Origin of the sequence: Acidithiobacillus thiooxidans ATCC 19377 (assembly GCF_009662475.1) — a bacterium.
GTDB lineage: Bacteria > Pseudomonadota > Gammaproteobacteria > Acidithiobacillales > Acidithiobacillaceae > Acidithiobacillus > Acidithiobacillus thiooxidans.
In genome coordinates, this window is record NZ_CP045571.1 from 88,506 (window position 1) to 106,887 (window position 18,382).

Annotated in this window: 19 protein-coding genes and 2 pseudogenes; 14 read left to right on the forward strand and 7 right to left on the reverse strand. The window is 54.1% G+C overall.

Annotated elements, in window-relative coordinates:
* Window positions 1-12: 12 nt before the first annotated feature.
* From GCD22_RS00430 to GCD22_RS00460, 8 genes are all read left to right on the forward strand, one after another.
* The gene (locus GCD22_RS00430; protein WP_244947549.1) at window positions 13-618 is read left to right on the forward strand and encodes a thioredoxin fold domain-containing protein; all 606 of its coding nucleotides are present in this window, start codon (window positions 13-15) and stop codon (window positions 616-618) included.
* Window positions 619-644: 26 nt separating this feature from the next.
* Window positions 645-1,277: a thioredoxin fold domain-containing protein gene (locus tag GCD22_RS00435; protein WP_153940346.1), complete on the forward strand. Its 633-nt coding sequence runs from the start codon at window positions 645-647 to the stop codon at window positions 1,275-1,277.
* A 112-nt stretch (window positions 1,278-1,389) separates the two neighbouring features.
* On the forward strand, window positions 1,390-2,073 hold the full coding sequence (locus tag GCD22_RS00440; RefSeq protein ID WP_244947550.1) for a sigma-70 family RNA polymerase sigma factor: 684 nt from the start codon (window positions 1,390-1,392) through the stop codon (window positions 2,071-2,073).
* A complete protein-coding gene (locus GCD22_RS00445; RefSeq protein WP_211371681.1) occupies window positions 2,070-2,366 on the forward strand; it encodes a zf-HC2 domain-containing protein in 297 nt (98 codons plus the stop codon). The genes GCD22_RS00440 and GCD22_RS00445 overlap by 4 nt, the downstream gene beginning before the upstream one ends.
* Entirely contained in the window at window positions 2,363-2,497 is a 135-nt protein-coding gene (locus GCD22_RS18670; RefSeq protein WP_280527710.1) for a hypothetical protein, read from the forward strand. Before GCD22_RS00445 ends, GCD22_RS18670 begins: the two co-directional genes overlap by 4 nt.
* A gap of 236 nt (window positions 2,498-2,733) precedes the next feature.
* Window positions 2,734-2,967, forward strand: a complete 234-nt coding sequence (locus GCD22_RS00450) for an ATP-binding protein (RefSeq protein ID WP_153940347.1) — start codon at window positions 2,734-2,736, stop codon at window positions 2,965-2,967.
* Between the two features lie 4 nt (window positions 2,968-2,971).
* On the forward strand, window positions 2,972-3,490 hold the full coding sequence (locus GCD22_RS00455) for a MerR family transcriptional regulator (RefSeq protein ID WP_244947551.1): 519 nt from the start codon (window positions 2,972-2,974) through the stop codon (window positions 3,488-3,490).
* Entirely contained in the window at window positions 3,487-4,188 is a 702-nt protein-coding gene (locus GCD22_RS00460) for a hypothetical protein (protein WP_081577668.1), read from the forward strand. Before GCD22_RS00455 ends, GCD22_RS00460 begins: the two co-directional genes overlap by 4 nt.
* A gap of 54 nt (window positions 4,189-4,242) precedes the next feature.
* On the opposite strand, the gene GCD22_RS00465 is transcribed toward GCD22_RS00460, so the two are convergent.
* The 5 genes from GCD22_RS00465 to GCD22_RS00485 form a co-directional block, all read right to left on the reverse strand.
* Entirely contained in the window at window positions 4,243-4,407 is a 165-nt protein-coding gene (locus tag GCD22_RS00465; protein ID WP_153940348.1) for a hypothetical protein, read from the reverse strand.
* Between the two features lie 163 nt (window positions 4,408-4,570).
* Complete coding sequence (locus GCD22_RS00470; protein WP_153940349.1) at window positions 4,571-4,816, reverse strand: glutaredoxin family protein; 246 nt, start codon at window positions 4,814-4,816, stop codon at window positions 4,571-4,573.
* 21 nt (window positions 4,817-4,837) lie between these two features.
* A complete protein-coding gene (locus tag GCD22_RS00475) occupies window positions 4,838-5,044 on the reverse strand; it encodes a CopZ family metallochaperone (protein WP_153940350.1) in 207 nt (68 codons plus the stop codon).
* Window positions 5,045-5,105: 61 nt separating this feature from the next.
* Window positions 5,106-5,294, reverse strand: a complete 189-nt coding sequence (locus tag GCD22_RS18295; RefSeq protein ID WP_244947552.1) for a DUF302 domain-containing protein — start codon at window positions 5,292-5,294, stop codon at window positions 5,106-5,108.
* Window positions 5,295-5,524: 230 nt separating this feature from the next.
* Window positions 5,525-8,035, reverse strand: a complete 2,511-nt coding sequence (locus tag GCD22_RS00485; protein WP_153940351.1) for a heavy metal translocating P-type ATPase — start codon at window positions 8,033-8,035, stop codon at window positions 5,525-5,527.
* A 384-nt stretch (window positions 8,036-8,419) separates the two neighbouring features.
* Here GCD22_RS00485 and GCD22_RS18110 point away from each other — a divergent pair, with 384 nt between their 5' ends.
* From GCD22_RS18110 to GCD22_RS18300, 6 genes and pseudogenes are all read left to right on the forward strand, one after another.
* The gene (locus GCD22_RS18110; protein ID WP_153940352.1) at window positions 8,420-8,794 is read left to right on the forward strand and encodes a hypothetical protein; all 375 of its coding nucleotides are present in this window, start codon (window positions 8,420-8,422) and stop codon (window positions 8,792-8,794) included.
* Window positions 8,795-8,864: 70 nt separating this feature from the next.
* Window positions 8,865-10,142, forward strand: coding sequence for a TolC family protein (locus tag GCD22_RS00495; RefSeq protein WP_153940353.1), 1,278 nt, complete (start codon window positions 8,865-8,867; stop codon window positions 10,140-10,142).
* On the forward strand, window positions 10,139-11,518 hold the full coding sequence (locus GCD22_RS00500) for an efflux RND transporter periplasmic adaptor subunit (RefSeq protein WP_153940354.1): 1,380 nt from the start codon (window positions 10,139-10,141) through the stop codon (window positions 11,516-11,518). Before GCD22_RS00495 ends, GCD22_RS00500 begins: the two co-directional genes overlap by 4 nt.
* Window positions 11,511-14,621, forward strand: a complete 3,111-nt coding sequence (locus tag GCD22_RS00505) for an efflux RND transporter permease subunit (protein WP_153940355.1) — start codon at window positions 11,511-11,513, stop codon at window positions 14,619-14,621. The genes GCD22_RS00500 and GCD22_RS00505 overlap by 8 nt, the downstream gene beginning before the upstream one ends.
* 22 nt (window positions 14,622-14,643) lie before the next feature.
* The gene (locus tag GCD22_RS00510) at window positions 14,644-15,201 is read left to right on the forward strand and encodes a hypothetical protein (protein ID WP_172437567.1); all 558 of its coding nucleotides are present in this window, start codon (window positions 14,644-14,646) and stop codon (window positions 15,199-15,201) included.
* A 182-nt stretch (window positions 15,202-15,383) separates the two neighbouring features.
* Window positions 15,384-15,899 (forward strand): annotated as a pseudogene (locus tag GCD22_RS18300) (IS110 family RNA-guided transposase); the annotation flags it as partial.
* 37 nt (window positions 15,900-15,936) lie between these two features.
* Here the strand turns inward: GCD22_RS18300 and GCD22_RS00520 are convergent.
* Window positions 15,937-17,718 (reverse strand): annotated as a pseudogene (locus GCD22_RS00520) (diguanylate cyclase domain-containing protein); the annotation flags it as partial.
* Window positions 17,719-17,778: 60 nt separating this feature from the next.
* Complete coding sequence (locus tag GCD22_RS18675; protein ID WP_272945094.1) at window positions 17,779-17,901, reverse strand: hypothetical protein; 123 nt, start codon at window positions 17,899-17,901, stop codon at window positions 17,779-17,781.
* Window positions 17,902-18,382 lie beyond the last annotated feature (481 nt).

Sequence of the window (18,382 nt, forward strand, 5' to 3'; positions counted from 1 at the left end):
GAGGAGATCGCTATGAACTGCAACACAAGACTGACCGTTTTAACCGGCATGCTGATCGGCATCTTGGGCATAGGATCTGCCCTGGCAGCCACAGAACTTCCGCCTTTACCCAAAATGGCTCAGAACAATTATTGGAAGGACATCGGCCAGCGACTGACCTATATCCAGGAAGGGCATAAAGGACCGGTCATTTATGATTTTTTTGATCCGAATTGTCCTTATTGCCACGGTATGTACGATGAGGAACAACCGCTAATCAAAGCCGGAAAACTCTCCGTGCGTTATGTGCCGGTCGCCTATCTGCTGCCCAGTAGCACATCTGAAGCTGCCGCGATTCTGCAATCCCCGCATCGGGTCCAGGCGCTGCAACATTTTGAGGGATTGGCTGCCAAGAGTTTCGCGGCACCTATGGGACCCCAGGGGCCTGTTGGTCTGCCGCAAGCCAAAGCACTTCCACAGACGCTTCACGCTTTAAAAGTGAACATGGCTGTACTGCAAAGTGCCCACTCCATGGGCGTGCCCGCCATTTTGTATGAACGCAAAAATGGCACGACGGGATTAATGCCCGGCATGGTGTCTCGCGGGGAACTGCTGACAATTATTCCGAATCTGAAATAATCAATCTACCAGGAGAATAGCGCGACATGGAAAACAGGATGAGAACCCGCTGGCTGAAATGGCTGGGAATCGGGCTATTCGGCAGTAGTCTATTACTTTTTGGCATGACTTTCGCTGAAGCTCAGACAGCCACGGGAACGGCTACAGCGGTACCGCCCAAAAAACTGACGGCGAATGTTCTTTGGAAGCATATTCTGGCGCATCACCTCACTTATATTCAGGAAGGCCACCACGGTCCCATCATTTATGATTTTCAGGATCCCAATTGTCCTTACTGCCATGTGATGTACAATCATGAGGCCCCCTTGATCAAGGCCGGAAAATTGACCGTCCGTTATGTCCCCGTGGCCTTCCTGACGCCGCAAAGCCCGGCAGAAGCCGCCGCTTGGCTGCAATCTTCCCATCCTCTGGCAACGTTGAAACATTTTGAATCCATTGTTGGTCCGGCGTTACAGAGCGGTGACTATCGCAGCCTTCCCAAAGCCACGCCCACAGCAAAAACAACTGAAGATCTCAAGCATAATCTGGAAATGATGGGTGCATTGGGTTTCAATGGCACGCCCGCCATGTTGTATCGTCTCAAAAATGGCCATATTGGCAGCATCCCCGGAATGATTTCTGAAAAACAGCTTTCCGGACTGCTACCGCATTTACGGTGAGTATTACAGGGACGCTGGGACGCTGGGTTATTCCTCACCAGAAATGGCCACCGAAAATTTGTTGCCGGGGTAGAGAATGCTTTTTCAGGAAATGGCAATGTAAAGAGCGCTTTTGTTTGCTTGTGCCCATTTGGGCATGGATGATTTCTATGGACGGGGTCTGGTCTTGAATGACAAAAACAATGTGAATACCCAAAAAAATACCCCAGAAGATCAGTCGCCCCGCGCCTGTCATCCTGAACAATGGTTGGATCAATATGGTGACGGCCTCTACCGACGGGCACTTTTTAGAACAAGCAGTGCCGAAGTGGCAGAAGATCTTGTGCAAGAAGCTCTATTGGCGGCATGGCAATGTCGTGAAAAATTTTCCGGGGAAGCGCAGGAGCGCACTTGGCTCTATGGTATTTTGGAACATAAAATTCAGGATTATTATCGTCGGAACGCGCGGACCCCGAAAATCAGTAATCTGGAAGTCGATGATCAGGATTCGGACATTGAGGCATCGGCGTTTCAAAGTAATGGTACTTGGGCCAGCAAACCCGGCGCATGGGGTCGTGACCCACAAGAGGCTGCGGAATCTAAAGACTTTATGCGCATTATTCAAGGCTGTTTAAATGAGCTTCCAGAGCAGCAGCGTTCTGCATTTATGTTGCGCGAATGGTATGGCGAAGAGATTGCACTTTGTGCAAAAACGCTGGCTGTCACCGCCAATCATCTCTCTGTTTTACTCCATCGCGCACGACTCCAAATCAGTCGCTGCCTGGAATTTCGATTTGCAGGAGGAGAACAACATTGAAAAAGCGTTTTATGCTGACTTGCCAGGATGCCTCAAGACTCCTGTCTAAAGGTCAGGAACACACATTGCCCTTTCGCGAACGCTGGGCACTCAAAATACATCTTTTTTTCTGTGTCTCCTGTCGCAACTATGCCCGACAAATCGGTTGGATAGACCAAGTTTTTCACCTGGTCGCTCATCAATGGAACACCTATCACCTGAGCCACGAGGCTAAAGAACGTATTCGTGAGTCGTTAAAAAAAGCCGAGCCAGGATTGGGTTGTGATCACAGCAAAGAGGAGGACCACCTATGAACGGGACGATAACTGAACAGGCAAGCAGTAATGAGAATGCAAGATTCTCCGGGGCCAATGCGGTACAAGACGATTTCGTGCCCGCCTGCAGAAATCCGTTGCACCCGGATCTGGCCTTTCAGCACCAATAAATATTGAATGCAGGGAGTGCCCGTCCTTGTGAAAGGGCGCTAAGCAACTTTTTAGTCACGACTCTTCACGGTGGATTTGGACAGTTATTTGCAGTTGACTGATGGCACCTGATTATAATATGTTAACGTTAACGTTAACGTTAATAAATTGCATAATCTCAAAAAAGAGCTGCGACGGGCTGCTAGAGCGGCGCATGTGATGTTATTAGCTTCACACAATAATAGGAGTTATACCGATGATTGCATCCCAAGTTGAAGTCGTGATCCACGTTAACAGCGCATTGGATGAAGGCGCTTCAGGTCCTCTATTGACTTGTCTGCGTGAAATTCCAGGGGTTATCCAAGTGAGCTTCGATCCCAAACAGGAACATCTGGTTGTTGTGCAGTATCAACCGAACATCACATCGTCAAAGGATCTGCTGCAAGGTGTTTTGAAGAGCGGTCATCAGGCTCAGTTGATAGGATTGTAGGCCAATGAAGCTGGGCAACAGTCAAGATTTAACTCAGGCTAAGAAGATGAAGCCTTTGAAGATTGGTGAGGCAGCAAGTCTGCTCAGCACCTCAACCCGTACGCTTCGTTTCTATGAGGAGCAGGGAATCCTGGCACCGGTGAAGACGGCAAAAGGTGTGCGTCTGTACACAAATGATGATATTCAGATCATCCGCGTAGTTCAGCGCTTGGCTGCTCTGGGTGTCGCGCTGCGGGACATCGCCGAACTAGCAACCATTCGTTCCTGCAGTCAGACCGGGCATCAGGCGAGTCATAAAGTATTCGACTTGCTTGAAGCATTGCAGCGAAGTACGGAATGGAAAAAGAAGGAATGCGAGCTCGTGCTGGAAGAAATTGCCAAGACAACTCGACTCGTGAAACAATGTTTTGGTTGCGAAAATCCGCCGACATATCTTGGCTGCGCGCAATGCCCGGTCGCCAGCAACGTCGGTGATTCACGCTTACTACAGCTGATTTGGGATAAGGACAGGAGGGTGTCATGAGACTCTTCCAGAGCCCCAATGTTGTTGTCCGCGTCACCTATCGAAGTGAATGGCCGGATGGATTTGGCGCGCGGGGCTGGAAGCTGGACATAGCGCTCGACGATCCAGAAATAATTGCTTCCACCCCCAGCCCTGGTGAGAGGATAAACACTTCTGTGCTGGTACATGACATTCTGGATCACTATGTCTCCGGCTTTCCCCCGAGCGGTCATCGAAACGAGGCGATGGCGCTTATTCAGCTGAGTACTCGCACTGGATCCGATCCCCGGTCGGATTACGAACAAATGATCGATGAGGATCTGATACACGGGGTAGTTTATGGCGAATCCATGCGGTCGTTTTTGCCGCCGTGTGCGGTGCGGCTGCTTCCACCAGCGGTCTTGTCTGGAAAAGAAATTATTAGTTTTCTTGTAAACATTATGGGCCATGACTCGCTGCGTACTCTTTTTTTAGAACGCTTCTTCGATCTGGGATATCGGGGTGTTCCATTGGCGCAAGCAAGTTGGAACAGGCGTGGCCTGGGTTACGATCGCAATACTGCCATCGGGATTTGCCTACAATGGCTTCTTAAGGAAGCCGATCGAATTCTTGTGAACGGATCCTTTTCTTTCGCTACTGGATTTTTTCAGATCGGCAACCATGCCTGCCAGATCACCTTGGACAAGCCCATCAACATCATGTTTAGCAAGCTTGTGTAAAGGGAGCTACCATGTTTTTTAGTGCACAGATCGCATTGATGTTATACGAGATTGTCAAGCGCTGTTTGAATGGTTGGCTGCAAAGATCACCTCTATTTGCGGCATAATCAAAAAGAACTTTGGAGGGTGTGGTGCCCTCTTGCCAACTTTATTTGTATCCTCCAACTGCGCCTGAGATTTATCAGTTTTCAGCAGAAATCGGCTGGATTGCTCATCCATAAAACATCAGTATTTTGATAATATGCAAAACATTTCAAAGAGATAAAGATTCATATTCCACGATATGGGGTGGTAAACCTGATGCTGAAAGATGGTTAACCAATGACGCTGATCGACAAACAAACGGGTTAGATCGTGGTTTCGCACGATCTAATCTTATTCGTTAGGGCTTGGTCAGCAGCTCATCAAGTCGTGGCTTTTGATGAGCAAATGTTCCCCATACAGCCTCGCAGCCGATCACCGTGATTGGCGCGACCCGCACCCCATAGCGTGATTTGGCTTCCTCAGCCACGCCGGGAGCCGTCACGTCACGTTCCTCATATGCGACATGGTGTTCTTCGAGGTAACGGCGCACGGCAGCGCAGTCGGGGCAGCCGGGACTCGTGTAAAGCAACACGGGATCATACATTGCGGATCGGCGTGCAGGGCTTCAGCCCTGCACCTCCGCAACATAGCCTTCTTCCTTGACCGCTGCGGTCAATGCGGTAGTGTCGGCCTTACCGTGCACTACGGCTTCTCCTGGCTCCAGCGTGACATCCGCCTTTTCCACGCCGGGCACGCCTTCCAGCGCCTTCGCTACGGCACGCACGCAGTGTTCACAAGTCATGCCAGTGATCTTCAGATGGATATCGCTCATGGGTTTTCTCCTGTTGGAAATGAGGTAAAAGGGCTATTCAATAAACTCGTATAGATATTATTCAACCGCGCATAGCATCAGCTACACGCTGGAGTTTGTCGCGCACCTCGATGCCGAGCTTGGCAATTTGCGGCTTGTCCACCATGCCAAGTACGGCGGCGGGATCCATGAATACCACGCTGCCATCGGCTTCGGTGCGCACCACCACGTTGCAGGGCAGCAAGGCACCGATGTCGGGATCGGCCTCCAACGCCTGATGAGCGTAGGACGGGTTGCAAGCACCGAGAATGACAAAGGCCGCTCATCAATGCCCAGTTTGGCCTTGAGCGTCGCGGCGACGTCAATCGTGGTGAGCACACCAAAGCCTTCCACCTTGAGGGCCTCGGTTCAACCAGCTCTACGGTGGTATCAAAATCGCCCTTGGCGGGTACGCTGAAAACGAACTGACCCATATGGTTTCTCCTCGTTTGAACAAATCGCTCAGGAATGAGCAGGTTTGAGTGCGGTATTCTGTACAGCACCCGGCGTTACCGTTGGTACATAAGCCTTGAGCCGTTTAAGGCGTAAGCTGTTGCTGAGCACGAAGATGGAGGACAGCCCCATGGCTACGCCAGCTACCATCGGATTCAGATGAATGCCGATAGGCACGGCCACGCCAGCCGCGACAGGGATCAGTAGAATATTGTAGAAAAAGGCCCAGAACAGATTGCCACGGATATTACTCAGGGTGCGTCGTGCTGCCGTCAGTGCCGTGACCACTTCGCCGAGTTGCCCGCGCGTGAGGGTCACGTCTGCGGCTTCGATAGCGATGTCCGTGCCTGAAGCCAGTGCAATACCGACATGGGCCTGTGCAAGAGCTGGAGCGTCATTGATACCATCGCCGACGAAGGCGACCCGGCGGCCCTGTTCCTGCAATTGGGAGACGACTTTCGCCTTATCCTGAGGCAGCACCTCGGCATGCACCTGCTCGATATGTAATTGCCTGGCAACAGACTGAGCGGTAGCCCGCCCATCGCCAGTGACCATGGCCACCTGCAGCCCACGCGCGCGTAATGCCTGTACAACCGCATACGCCTCCGGTTTGATGCGATCGGCAATGGCGAGCCACCCGATCAGCGTTGCGTCGATCGCGACGAACACCACTGTGCGCCCGCCATTCTCTCTTTGTGCCGCAGTCTCGGCACTATCCCCCAACAGCACATTTTCGCGCTCCATAAAACGTCGGGCGCCAACACGCACCATACGGCCTTCCACTTCACCTTCGATCCCATAGCCGGCAATAGAGCGGAAATTTTTGCCCGTAGGCAAGTGCATATCGCGCTCGTCGGCCGCAGTGACAATAGCCCGCCCGAGCGGATGTTCGGAAGCCAATTCCAGCGCTGCAGCCAGACGCAGTGCTTTAGCGGGATCGGAACCACCCTGATCAACGAGGGCAGGACGACCTTCGGTCAACGTGCCGGTCTTGTCAAATAGCAGTGTGTCGACATGCGATAGCGTCTCCAGAGCCTCGCCTTTGCGAAACAGCACGCCGAGTTCCGCCGCGCGTCCGGTGCCCACCATGATCGCCGCTGGTGTTGCCAATCCCATGGCACAGGGGCAAGCCACCACCAGCACGGCGACTGCCGCGACCAGTGCGATGCTGACATTGCCTGTCAAGACGATCCAGACGCCAAAAGTTGCCAGCGCAATGGCCAATACGACCGGAGTGAACACCCGGACCGCGCGATCGGTCAGCCCCTGAATTGGAAGTTTGCCAGTCTGGGCGCTCTCAACCAGATGGATGATATGGGCCAGAACCGTATCATGCCCGACGGAGGTGGCCTCTACGACCAATCGCCCATCCTGGCAGATGGTGCCACCCACTACGTTGTCATCCATGGTCTTGACCGAAGGCAGTGGTTCGCCGGTCAGCATAGCCTCGTCTACATGTGCGCGCCTCTCGACTACGCGTCCGTCCACTGGAATGCGTTCGCCAGGGCGCACTACGATGCGCTCGCCAGTGCGCAGTCGCGATATTGGTACCTCGTGCTCAATACCGTTTGTATCCAACCTATGCGCGGTCTTTGCCTGCAAGCCAGCCAACTTGCGAATGGCCGATGAGGTGCGGCCCTTGGCTAACCCCTCCAGGTACTTGCCAGCGAGTACGGCTGCGATAACGACTGCGGCTGAATCGAAATACACATGTCGTGCATCGAGCGGAAACCACGCGGGTGCTACTAACACCAATGCGCTGTAAGCCCACGCGGCACCCGTGCCGGTGGCCACCAGGGAATTCATGTCTGGCGACAGGTGACGGTAGGCGATCAGTCCTGGCCTAAAAAACCGCCTACCGGGACCGAACAACACGATACTGGCAAGCACAAACTGCACCCACTCCCAGAAATGTGCAAAAGGGCTGGTGACCATTAGGGCGCGGTCAAAAGCGGGGAAGAAGGAGGCACCCATGGACAACACCAGAATCGCCATAGCCAGCACTGCAGCGACGATGACATCACGGCCCATGGCGCGCAAACTCGCACGGCGCTGGTCTGTCTCATTGCCATCCTGTCCCTCGTCTTCCTGAACAGGATGCGCGGCGTAACCCGCCGCGCTTACAATGCTGGCTAACTCCTCCGTACTGATCATGGCTGGGATGTAGCGTACATGCGCACGCTCGGTAGCCAGATTCACCACAGCCTCCAGCACACCAGATTGCTTTCTGAGTGCACGCTCTACGCGACCCACACAGGAAGCGCAGGTCATGCCCTCCACCACAAGATCAATCTCATCGGTCACCGGTGTGTAGCCGGTCTCGCGGATCGCTCCGGCAATGCGGGCGGCATTGAGTTGCTGTGGGTCGAAAAATACTTCGGCGCGCTCGGTCGCCAGGTTTACACTGGCCGAGGTGACTCCGGGCAGCTTTCCCAATGCCCGCTCCACCCTAGCGCTACAAGAGGCGCAGGTCATCCCGTCTATGCCAATCTCAAGCTGTCCACGAGTTTTTTCATCCATAAACATGCCCCCTCACGGTGATACCCGCAACGTTTAGTGGATTACCTCATTACAGGGGGTTCCTGTAAAAGCTATCTACCACCGCCATCGGTCCATGATAAACGTTAAGGCCAACTACAAGGTCAAGAGTGTTTTTTGTGTTTAGGACTGCACGTTCTGTCACTGACTGACCAATACAATTCCGAAAACATTTTCGACTTAAAACTGAGGAGAAGCGAGTTTGACCATTTCCTCACAACGCCCTCCATGCGCTCTGTTTTACATTTTTAAAAAATGTTGTCAGAGTAGTTACTCTGATTGAGATCTTCTGGTCGAGTTATGTTAAAACTTCGCCGCTACTTTCGTTCGCTGGCAATATTGTCCTTGTTCCTTATTGGAACCTGGATGAGCAATGCTGCGGTGGCGATGCCACAGGGTATATCCTGTGTTGAAATGCACGGGATGTCCATGATGGGCATGTCGATGGCGAACATGCCTTGTTGCCAGGGTAATCCTGGCATGGGCATGGGCATGGGCATGGGCATGATGCTGATGAATCCCCATTCCGAAGCGATGAGTAGTCAGTGCATGGCGCTCTGCGCAGAGACGCATGCGCCAGGCGGATTGCGCTTTTCTGGAATCTCTGTGCAGACTCCCATGTGGATTGGTTCTGTGACATGGACCCGCTCTCAGTTTGTCGCGAAGGATCGTCCCAGTTTTTTCCTCCCTGAATCCTCTTACCATCCTCCACCGCTTCTTCACATACGATTGACCCTTTAAGTTCTCCTCAGCAAGTGGGCACTCCTTTTTTCAAAGGAGATAATGTCATTGATTTGCTATGGAGATTTTCATGGATGTCAATCTATTCGAGCGATTATTAGCCAAAAACAGAATAAGGCTCTTGGCCGGGATAGTGCTTTGCTGTTCAACGACCACAGCCTGCGCTGATCCGTTAAGTTTGCAGAACGCGCAAACCATTGCCTTGCGTCAGAACCCGGGGCTCGGCGCACTGACCCAAAAAATTGTAGAACTAAAACATCAGGCCGTATCCGTAGCCCAGTTGCCTGATCCGCATCTGTCTCTGGGTGCTGAAAATTTACCCCTCAACAGTTTCTCCATGAACCAGCAGCAGATGAGTATGCTGAGTGTGGGGTTGAGTCAGACTTTTCCCTCTTTCGGTAAACTGGGGCTGGAAGGCCGGCAAACGCGCGTGGAAGCTGCAGCAGCCACTGACACCCTGCAAGGCCAGTCCGCCGAATTGGTGTTGTTGTTACGCCGCGCCTGGCTGCAAGCGCTCTATACCGACAAAGCCATAATGACGGTCCGGCATCAGGAACAGTTGCAAGCCGAGAGCGTGCGGGCCGCACTAGCGCTCTATCGATCCGCACGGGGATCGGAGGCCAATGTCCTCCGGGCCCAACTGGCACGAGACGATCTAGCGAATGACATCAGCAAATTACAAGCCGAACGAACGCACTATCTTGCACAAATTGCCCAGATCCTGAATCTATCGCAGCCACCTTCCATACAAAACCGATGGCCGCATCTCCCGTCGCCCAAAACCTTGCGAACCGCAGAAACCCGTCTTTTGGGGCAGCCTCTCTTGCGCTCTGCACAGGCGCAATCGCGCGCTGCGCAAATCGGGGTACAAGTCGCTCAACGGAGCTATTGGCCCAATGTTACCGTCAGTGCTGCCTATGGTCAGGATTTCTATCCGGGCAGTCCGAACTGGTTGTCTGTGGGCGTCAACCTGAGCCTGCCCATCTTTCCGGAAGACCGGCAGGATCAGAATGTGGACGCCGCCCGAGCGCGGGCGCTGCAGGCCCAATATCGTTTTGACGACCAGCATTTAGCGCTGATCCAGCAGCTGCGCAGCACATTCGCCCGTTATACTGCGCTGAAAAAAGAATGGACACGGACCGATGAGCGTCTAGTGCCCAGGGCACAGCAGGCATTTTCAGCGACACTCGCTGCTTACACCTCGGGACAGGCCCACATGGATGCAGTGTTGCGCACCCAAAATGCGGTATTGCGCTATGCGCTGACCCGTCTGCAGTACCGCCGTGATCTCGCTCTGAGCGTCGCGGAGCTGGATTTCCTCACCACGCAAGGGAGGACAACGTCATGAAATTCCGTCAATGGACCCTCCCTGTGGGTCTCCTTGCGCTGGGTGTAGCCTTGGGTGCCGGCGGGGCTTGGTGGTTACGAACGCCCAGTGCCGTGCCGAATCTCACCAAAAGCCAACGGCCTTCCCCGAACAACAGCACCGACCAGCGCCATATTCTCTATTGGGCTTCCCCCATGAATCCCAAGATTCATTCGAATCACCCGATGAAAGACAACATGGGCATGGCCTATATCCCGGTCTACGCTCCCGGTACCAATGCACAAAAGCCCTCGGGATTGCATATCAATTCACAGATGGCGCAAAACCTGGGGGTCCGTCTTGTGCAGGTTCAGGAACGGCAGATGGGTCATACCATTCACACCGTAGGAACCGTGGCCGTAGACGAAAACCGGGTATATTCAGTGAACCCGCGCTTCTCCGGTTGGGTGGAACAGTTGCGTGTCAGGGCGGTGGGGGACACGGTGCAACGCGGTCAGGTGCTTGCCGAGATTTATTCTCCGGCATTATACAGTGCCCAGCAGGAGTATCTCATTGCGCGGCGCCAACAGGGACGAACGGCAGATCCCGCCCTGCTGGCGGCTGCTCGGACGAAATTGCAATTACTCGGGATGTCCAGAAACGAGATTACTGCACTCGCCCTGCACGGTCATGCTGAGCGGGATGTCGCATTAAGGGCGCCGGCTTCTGGCGTCATCGAGAAGCTCAACGTGCATCAGGGCAGCTATATCGCACCGCAGACCGAACTTTATCAAATTGCCAATCTCGACCGGGTTTGGGTGAACGTGGCGCTCTACACCTATCAGTTACCCTGGATACAGACGGGTGACTCTGCCCGCCTGCATTTACCTGCTTACCCGGAGGAGCGCTGGAAAGGGTCTTTGAGCTTCCTGTATCCGACGCTGAATGCCCAAAACCGGACGGTTACAGCACGCCTGAGCGTTCCCAATCCGGAGGGGAAGCTCCGCCCCGGCACCTACGCGGATGCCACTATTTTAGCCCGCCCTGAGAAGTCGCTGGCCGTACCAAGCAGCGCCGTACTGCATAGCTCTCAGGGCGATTTCGTGATGCTCGGCGAGGGTCATGGGCATTTCCTACCGGTACAAGTCCGCTTAGGGCCAGCGTACCGGGGATGGGTAGCTATCCCAAAGGGCCTCCGACCAGGCGATCGGGTTGTGGAAAGTGCGCAGTTCCTGCTCTATTCCGAATCTCAATTCCAATCCGTACGGGCGCGCATGTTGGGCGCTAATACTGCCCGAGTGGATTCTGCGTCGCCCGTTGTGGCAAAGAACCGGTCAACGCCTGTATCGAAAAAACCCAAAAAATCTACTCCAGCGTCCATGACCAACATGAATATGGGAGGCAAAAGCCATGATTAAGGCCGTGATGCGTTGGTGTCTCAACAACCCATTGTTGGTGGTCATTGCCAGCTTGGTCGTGATCGTTGCAGGCGTCCTCTCCATCCTGAGCATTCCACTGGAAGCGCTTCCTGATATTTCGCCGACCCAGGTCATTGTCAAAACCTCTTATCCGGGACAGGCTCCACAAATCATTCAGGATCAAATCACCTATCCCCTCGAAACGACTTTGCAGGAAGTGCCCGGTACCAAAGCCGTACGTGGCTATTCCATGTTCGGGGATTCCTATGTTTACGTGCTGTTCAAAGGGGGGACCCCGATTTATCAGGCACGGAATCTGGTCCTGCAATATCTCAACCAGGCCCAGGGTCAGTTACCAGCCGGGGTAACCCCAGCTCTGGGGCCGAATAGCTCGGGGGTGGATTGGATTTATGAATATGCCCTCACTGATCCCGGTGGTTCACTGAACCTTGCACAACTTACTACCTTGCAAAACTGGTTTCTGAAATTTGCCTTGCAAGGTATTCCCGGTGTGGCCCAGGTCGCGACGGTGGGCGGGATGGAGCAGGAGTATCAGGTGGTTGTCTTCCCTAATCGTCTGCTGGCCTACAACCTCACCCTGCCACAGGTCGAAGCGGCTATTCGTGCGGCCAATGGCGAAACCAGTGGTTCCGTTGTGGACATGGGAGAGTCGCGCTACATAGTGCGCACCTCCGGCTACATTCACTCATTGAAAGATTTACAACAGACCCCGCTTGGTGTGCGCGACGGCGTGCCCGTGACACTGCAGCAAGTGGCACGGGTACAATTAGGCCCGGTTCTACCCAGTGGTATTGCCGAACTGAATGGTCAGAGTCAAGTGGTCGGTGGCATTGTCATGATGAATCAGGGGGGAAACGCCAATGCCCTGATACAAAAGATTCAACAAAAACTTAAAAGCTTGCAGGCCTCGCTGCCGGCTGGAGTGAAGGTAGTGACCACTTACAGCCAGCGCCCCCTGATTCAACGCAGCATTCAGACGCTCAGTGGCAAACTGCTGGAAGAGTGTGTAGCCGTCCTGCTGGTGACTTTGCTGTTTTTATTACGGATCCGTTCGGCGCTGGTGGTCCTGATTGCATTGCCGATCGGTATACTTGGCGCTTTTATCGTGATGTATGCTCTCGATATACCGGCGAATATCATGTCTCTTGGGGGAATCGCCATTGCGATTGGCATTATGGTCGATGCGCCCGTGGTAATGATCGAGAACATGCATAAACATATGGAGAAAGGAGAAGCCCTCAATCCTTGGCAGACTGCCGGGATAGCGGCGATGGAAGTTGGCCCCGCGCTGTTTTTTTCCTTACTGATTATCGCGGTTTCCTTTCTGCCCATCTTTGCGCTGAGTGGACAGGAAGGTAAATTGTTTGCGCCGCTCGCTTTTACCAAAACCTTTGCAATTGCCGCCGCCGCCATTCTCGCTATCACACTGGTGCCCGTCCTGATGGCCTGGTTTATTCGGGGGAAGATTCCCGTTGAACGAAAGAATCCTTTAAACCGGGTGTTGGCGAGGTGGTATCGTCCTGTCATACACGGCGTATTGCAAGCCCCTTGGATGGTCGTTATCGGGGCCGTACTGGTGGCTGCGACGCTCGTTTATCCCTGGCAAAGACTGGGTACCCAGCTCATGCCGCCCCTGGATGAAGGGACGCTGCTGTATATGCCCGTTGCCCAGAATCCTGCCATTTCTTACGGTGAATCTGCGGCGCTTTTGCAGTTGACGGATCGCATTATCAAAACCTTTCCAGAAGTGAAAACCGTTTTTGGAGAAGCGGGACGGGCGCAGACCGCCACCGATCAGTCACCCATTTCCATGTTTGATACCGTGGTCACCCTTAAACAGCCCGATCATTGGCCCGCTCACATCAGCATGAACAAACTGCGTGACCAGCTGAATCAGGCCTTGCAGATTCCCGGTCTGAGTAATAACTGGACACAACCCATCAAGGGGCGGGTGGACATGTTGACGACCGGACTGCAAACCCCTCTCGGCCTCAAGATTACGGGACAGAATTTGGCCACCTTGAGTCTTCTGGGGCAGAAAGTCCAAGCAGTGCTCCAAAAAGTGTCCGGTACCCAGACCGCATATGCCGCCAGAGTAACCGGCGGCCGTTATATCGTCGTCCATACGGATCGGGCCGCCGCCGCCCGCTATGGCATTTCAGTGGCCGACGTGAACCGGCTGGTGGAAACGGCTATCGGCGGTAAAGTTCTGACTACGGCCGTAGAGGGTGTGCAACGTTTTCCGGTGGATTTGCGCTATCCTCGCGATCGTCGGCAATCACTTTCAGCGCTGATGGACAGTCGTGTGACAGCGCCCAATGGTGCGCAGATTCCCCTCGCACAGTTGGCGCAGGTAGACATGGTCAATGGGCCAGCCATGCTCACCAGTGATGATAGCCAACTGAACAGTTGGGTCACCATTGATCTGAAACCGGGGACGAGTATTGGCACTTATGTGGCCAGGGCGAAACGGATGCTCGCGCATCAGGTCCATCTGCCACCGGGATATACCATAAACTGGGTCGGCGAATATCAGAGTATGCATCGCGCCAATCAGCGTTTGCAGATTGTCGTGCCGATGGTTTTGTTACTGATTGCCTTACTGCTCTATCTCAATTTTCGTAATGTGGTCGAGGTGGCTATTGTCCTGGTCACTTTACCATTCTCTCTGGTAGGTGGCCTCTGGCTGGTTTATGTACTTCATTACAAGCTCTCGGTAGCGGTGGTCGTGGGCTTCATCGCTCTCGCCGGTGTGGCCGTCGAATTTGGGGTAGTCATGCTCCTTTATCTGGACCAGGCTCTGCAGCATCGGCGGGCCCGCGATGCCTTGCAAAACTGGCACGATCTGCAGCTGGCGATTATGGAGGGGAGTATGCTTCGCCTGCGTCCGCTGGTCATGACGTTTACCTTGGTCGTTGTGGGACTGCTGCCCATCATGCTCAGCGAGGGCACAGGCGCTGATATGATGAAACGGATTGCAGCACCTATTATCGGCGGCATGTTGAGCGCAACGCTGCTAGCCTTGCTCGTTATCCCTGCTCTATATGCCTTATGGCAACGGCGTCGTCTAAGATTGCGGTAATACTCAGAAAAGGAGAAATGTCATGGACAGAAGACAGTTGTTGAAGTCGATATTGTCGGCACTGGCTATAGCAGGTTATGTACAGGCAGACCGGGCTAATGCTTCTGGTATGGGCAGCATGATGGGAAACATGATGGAGGGTAATGACCATGACCACGAAGGCATGCGTGCCATGATGTCACCGGAGAATCGTGGACCCATGCGTACCGGGATGGAGTTGTTCCAGGTGCATGCAGAGGTGCATCGCAAAGTAACTTTTTTGCCCAATGGGATACACGCGGTCACGATTTCAGCCGTGCCACATACGGTTGCATTACTCCAGGCACATGTGACCCAGATGTATCAGCGCCTGGCGGAAGACCAACCTTTTCCCTATCCGGCCAGTCGAAGCGTTCCCGTCATGTTTGCTCATCCAACGCTATACCAGCGAAAACTGGACTATCTCAAGGATGGGGTGGCGGTGACAGAAACATCATCAGATCCGGAAATGATCCAGGTGATTCATGCCCACGCGCGTGAAATTACGCGCTTTGTCAAAGAGGGCATGCCTGCGATGATGCGGGGAATGATGTCCTCATGAGATGCAGGGATGCTGATTGACGCGGGATCAGGCGTGTCTGGTAGACCCTTATAGATGGCATGGATGCCTCCCCCTACAGGACCGGCAGCGGGGTGCTTCGGAAGGGAGTCCCCGCTTGATCCGGACGGCATCAAGGTGCCAAGGTGGAAATTTATCCACGGTAAGGACAAGGAGGGCTCGTCATGCAGATTACAACTTATGGACTGGATTTGGCAAAAAGGGTCATGCAGCTGCACTGGATAGACATGGAGACCGGTGAGATTCATCGCAAACAGATGAAGCGTCGGGCACTTCTGGAGTTTTTTGCCAATCGGCAACCGAGTATCGTGGCCATGGAAGCCTGTGGCAGTGCGCATTATTGGGGCCGGGAATTACGCAAGCTCGGTCATGAGGTCCGTCTGGTAGCGGCGCAATTTGTGCGGCCTTTCGTGAAGACCAACAAGACCGATGCAGCGGATGCAGCAGCCATCTGGGAAACCGTACAGCGGCCCGATATGCGCTTTGTGGCGGTCAAGAGTGAAGAGCAGCAATCCATCCTGTCGCTCCACCGTATCCGGGAGCAACTCATCAAGGTCCGCACGATGCAGGTGAACCAGATCCGAGGCTTGCTCTATGAATTTGGCGCCGATCTGCCGCAAGATCGCCAGAAGGGCCTGAAAGAAGTGCCGGATGCTTTGGCCGACTTGGAAGAGTGTCTTTGAGAAAACCCAGTAAGGCCTTGTCTTCGAGTTGTGTGGCTGCGAGGTTGATGTGCACATCCAGGCAGTGCCCCTGGCGATGCCATTGTGCGGCCTGAGCGCAGGCCGTCTCGATGATCCAGTGCCCGACCGCCTGCATCAGGGGCAGAGACTCCAGGATTTCCAGAAATTCCCCGGGACTCAGCAAGCCTCGGGTCGGATGTTGCCAGCGCAACAGCGCTTCAGCCCCGCTGATCTGGCGCGGGGACAGAGTGACAATGGGTTGCCAGTGCAAGCGGAATTCCCCCCGGTCAAGGGCATGCCGTAAATCATGGACGAGCGCTTGCCTTTCGGCCAGAGCCTCGCCAATATCATTATCGTAAAACTGCCATTGATCGCCGCCGGCCTGCTTGGCGGCATACATGGCGAGATCGGCATGATGGACGATTTCTTCGGCACTTCCGTCATCGAAAGGATAGACGCTGACCCCGATGCTCGCGCTGAGCGGCAGAGTGAGTTCCCCCTTATGGACATCCCGGTGTACGGTTTCCACCATTCTTTGGGCGATGGCCTCCACTTCGCTGATGTGGGTCATATCTTGCGCGAGCACCATGAATTCATCGCCCGCATAGCGCAAGACACTGTCTTCGCCGCGCAAGGCGCTGCGTAAATCGTGCGCGACCTGCTGGAGGGTTTCATCGCCGACATGATGCCCGAGGCGATCATTGATAGGTTTGAAGCCATCCAGATCCAGAAAGAGCAGGGCAAATAAACACTGGTGGCGTTCCGCGCGGGCCATGGCGGTCGTGATCCGTTCAGTGACCACGCGGCGGTTGGGTAGACCCGTCAGCATATCCCGGGTGGCGAGTCCTTCCATGCGCATTTCGAGTTTTTCGCGGTGCAGATTGGCCCCCAGCAGGTCGGTGATGAGGCGCAGGTGATCCCAGCGATCTTCCGGAATACGTACTGGCGGTTGGCTCTGAAACCAGGAGATCGCCAAAACGCCCTGAAGGCCTTCTGGGCCGGGTATGGGGATGGCCAGACTACCCTGCAGACCGGCATCAACAAATTCGGGCATGGCGTAAATGGACTGGGGGTAGTCGGAGACATAAACCGGCTCTCCCCGCTGCAAGGCGGCACCGGATGTGCCCAGGTGATCCGGGAATGACCAGCGGGCAAAAGCCTGGTAGGAGGCTGGCAGACCGTGAAAAAAACGATACTGGAGTTGGTGCCCGTCCTCTTGACAGAGTAGACCGGCACCGTCGGCCTGGGCCTCCATAATGGCCTGTTTCGCGGCTTCATGGAAAAATGCCTCCAGATCATAGACCCGGGCCAGTTGACGCAGCGCCAGAATGGCATCGTGTAGGCGTTTGCGTTCATAGGCCGTGCTCATCACATATTGGCAGGCGTCCAGCAAACGTAGCAGGGGCGTGATCCCGGCTACCGGGTCGGTCTGTTCCGTCACCGCCGCACGAATGGCTTCACCGGTAAGAGACGTGCGCAGAAAAGTGAAAGTAGCCCAGATTTGTGGCAAAGGGATGGTCAACTCGATATGCCGCTCTCCCATATGCCGCTGGGTATCCCAAAAAGCGCCATCATAGGGACCGGCAAGCAGTTTCTCCAGCCAGTCTTTTTGCATGGCCCGCAAACGGGCAGCCTGATCTGCGTCGCCGGGCAGGTTTGATGTTTCGAGTTGGCTTTGTATGTGGTTGTACAGATCTTCGGTCAGTTGCGCCAGACGCGGGCGGAGGGTAGTCCCAAGCTGTTTCAGGCGCAGCGTGTCCTGTTCGGAGAATGCAACTGTTGCGGCACCTTCGGGTCCTGCGGATGTCGTCGTCACCAGATGCGGTCCGGACCTGGATGGAAGCTGTGCGCGGGTTTGGCTGCGCCATACGGGGAGTTATCCGGTTTCGAGATCATCTTCCCGCCCTTCCTCCAGCAAAATACGGAACTCCGCATCCATCGCCAGAGTCTCAATGGTGTCATTCAGAGCGGTCCCAAAGTGAATATTCAACTGTTGCAAGGCTTGCAGCCTGCAAGGCTTGCCATGCGGCATCGGACACCCGCACACTGACCCGATGGTTCCGATTCGGTAGCGTTTTTTTACGGACGCAGGGGGTCGTTTTATGGGTACTGTCGGTATTCATGGTCAGTTCCTGTCAGGCTAACCGCCTAATCAGTATGTTATGACTGCGTCTAACTCCGGTCAAATCTGGGAACATATTTCTTCTGGTAGTGGATGCCGAGCTAGCCTACCCATGACTGACACCGGGTCGGTGCATTGTCAGAGCTTGAGATCGTTCAGCTTTCAGCAAATACCAAAGCGAATACCCTCCAAACCGGATGATGTCTAATGGAAAAATTCATTGTTTCTTGATCGAGCTCAAGGAATACCCTATTGAAATAATCAACTATAGGTCATAGTTGTTTCACAACGACCTTTTATTCGTGGAGGATAGTCATGACGATTGTTACCAACTTTATTTGCACAAAATTTAGGGGCT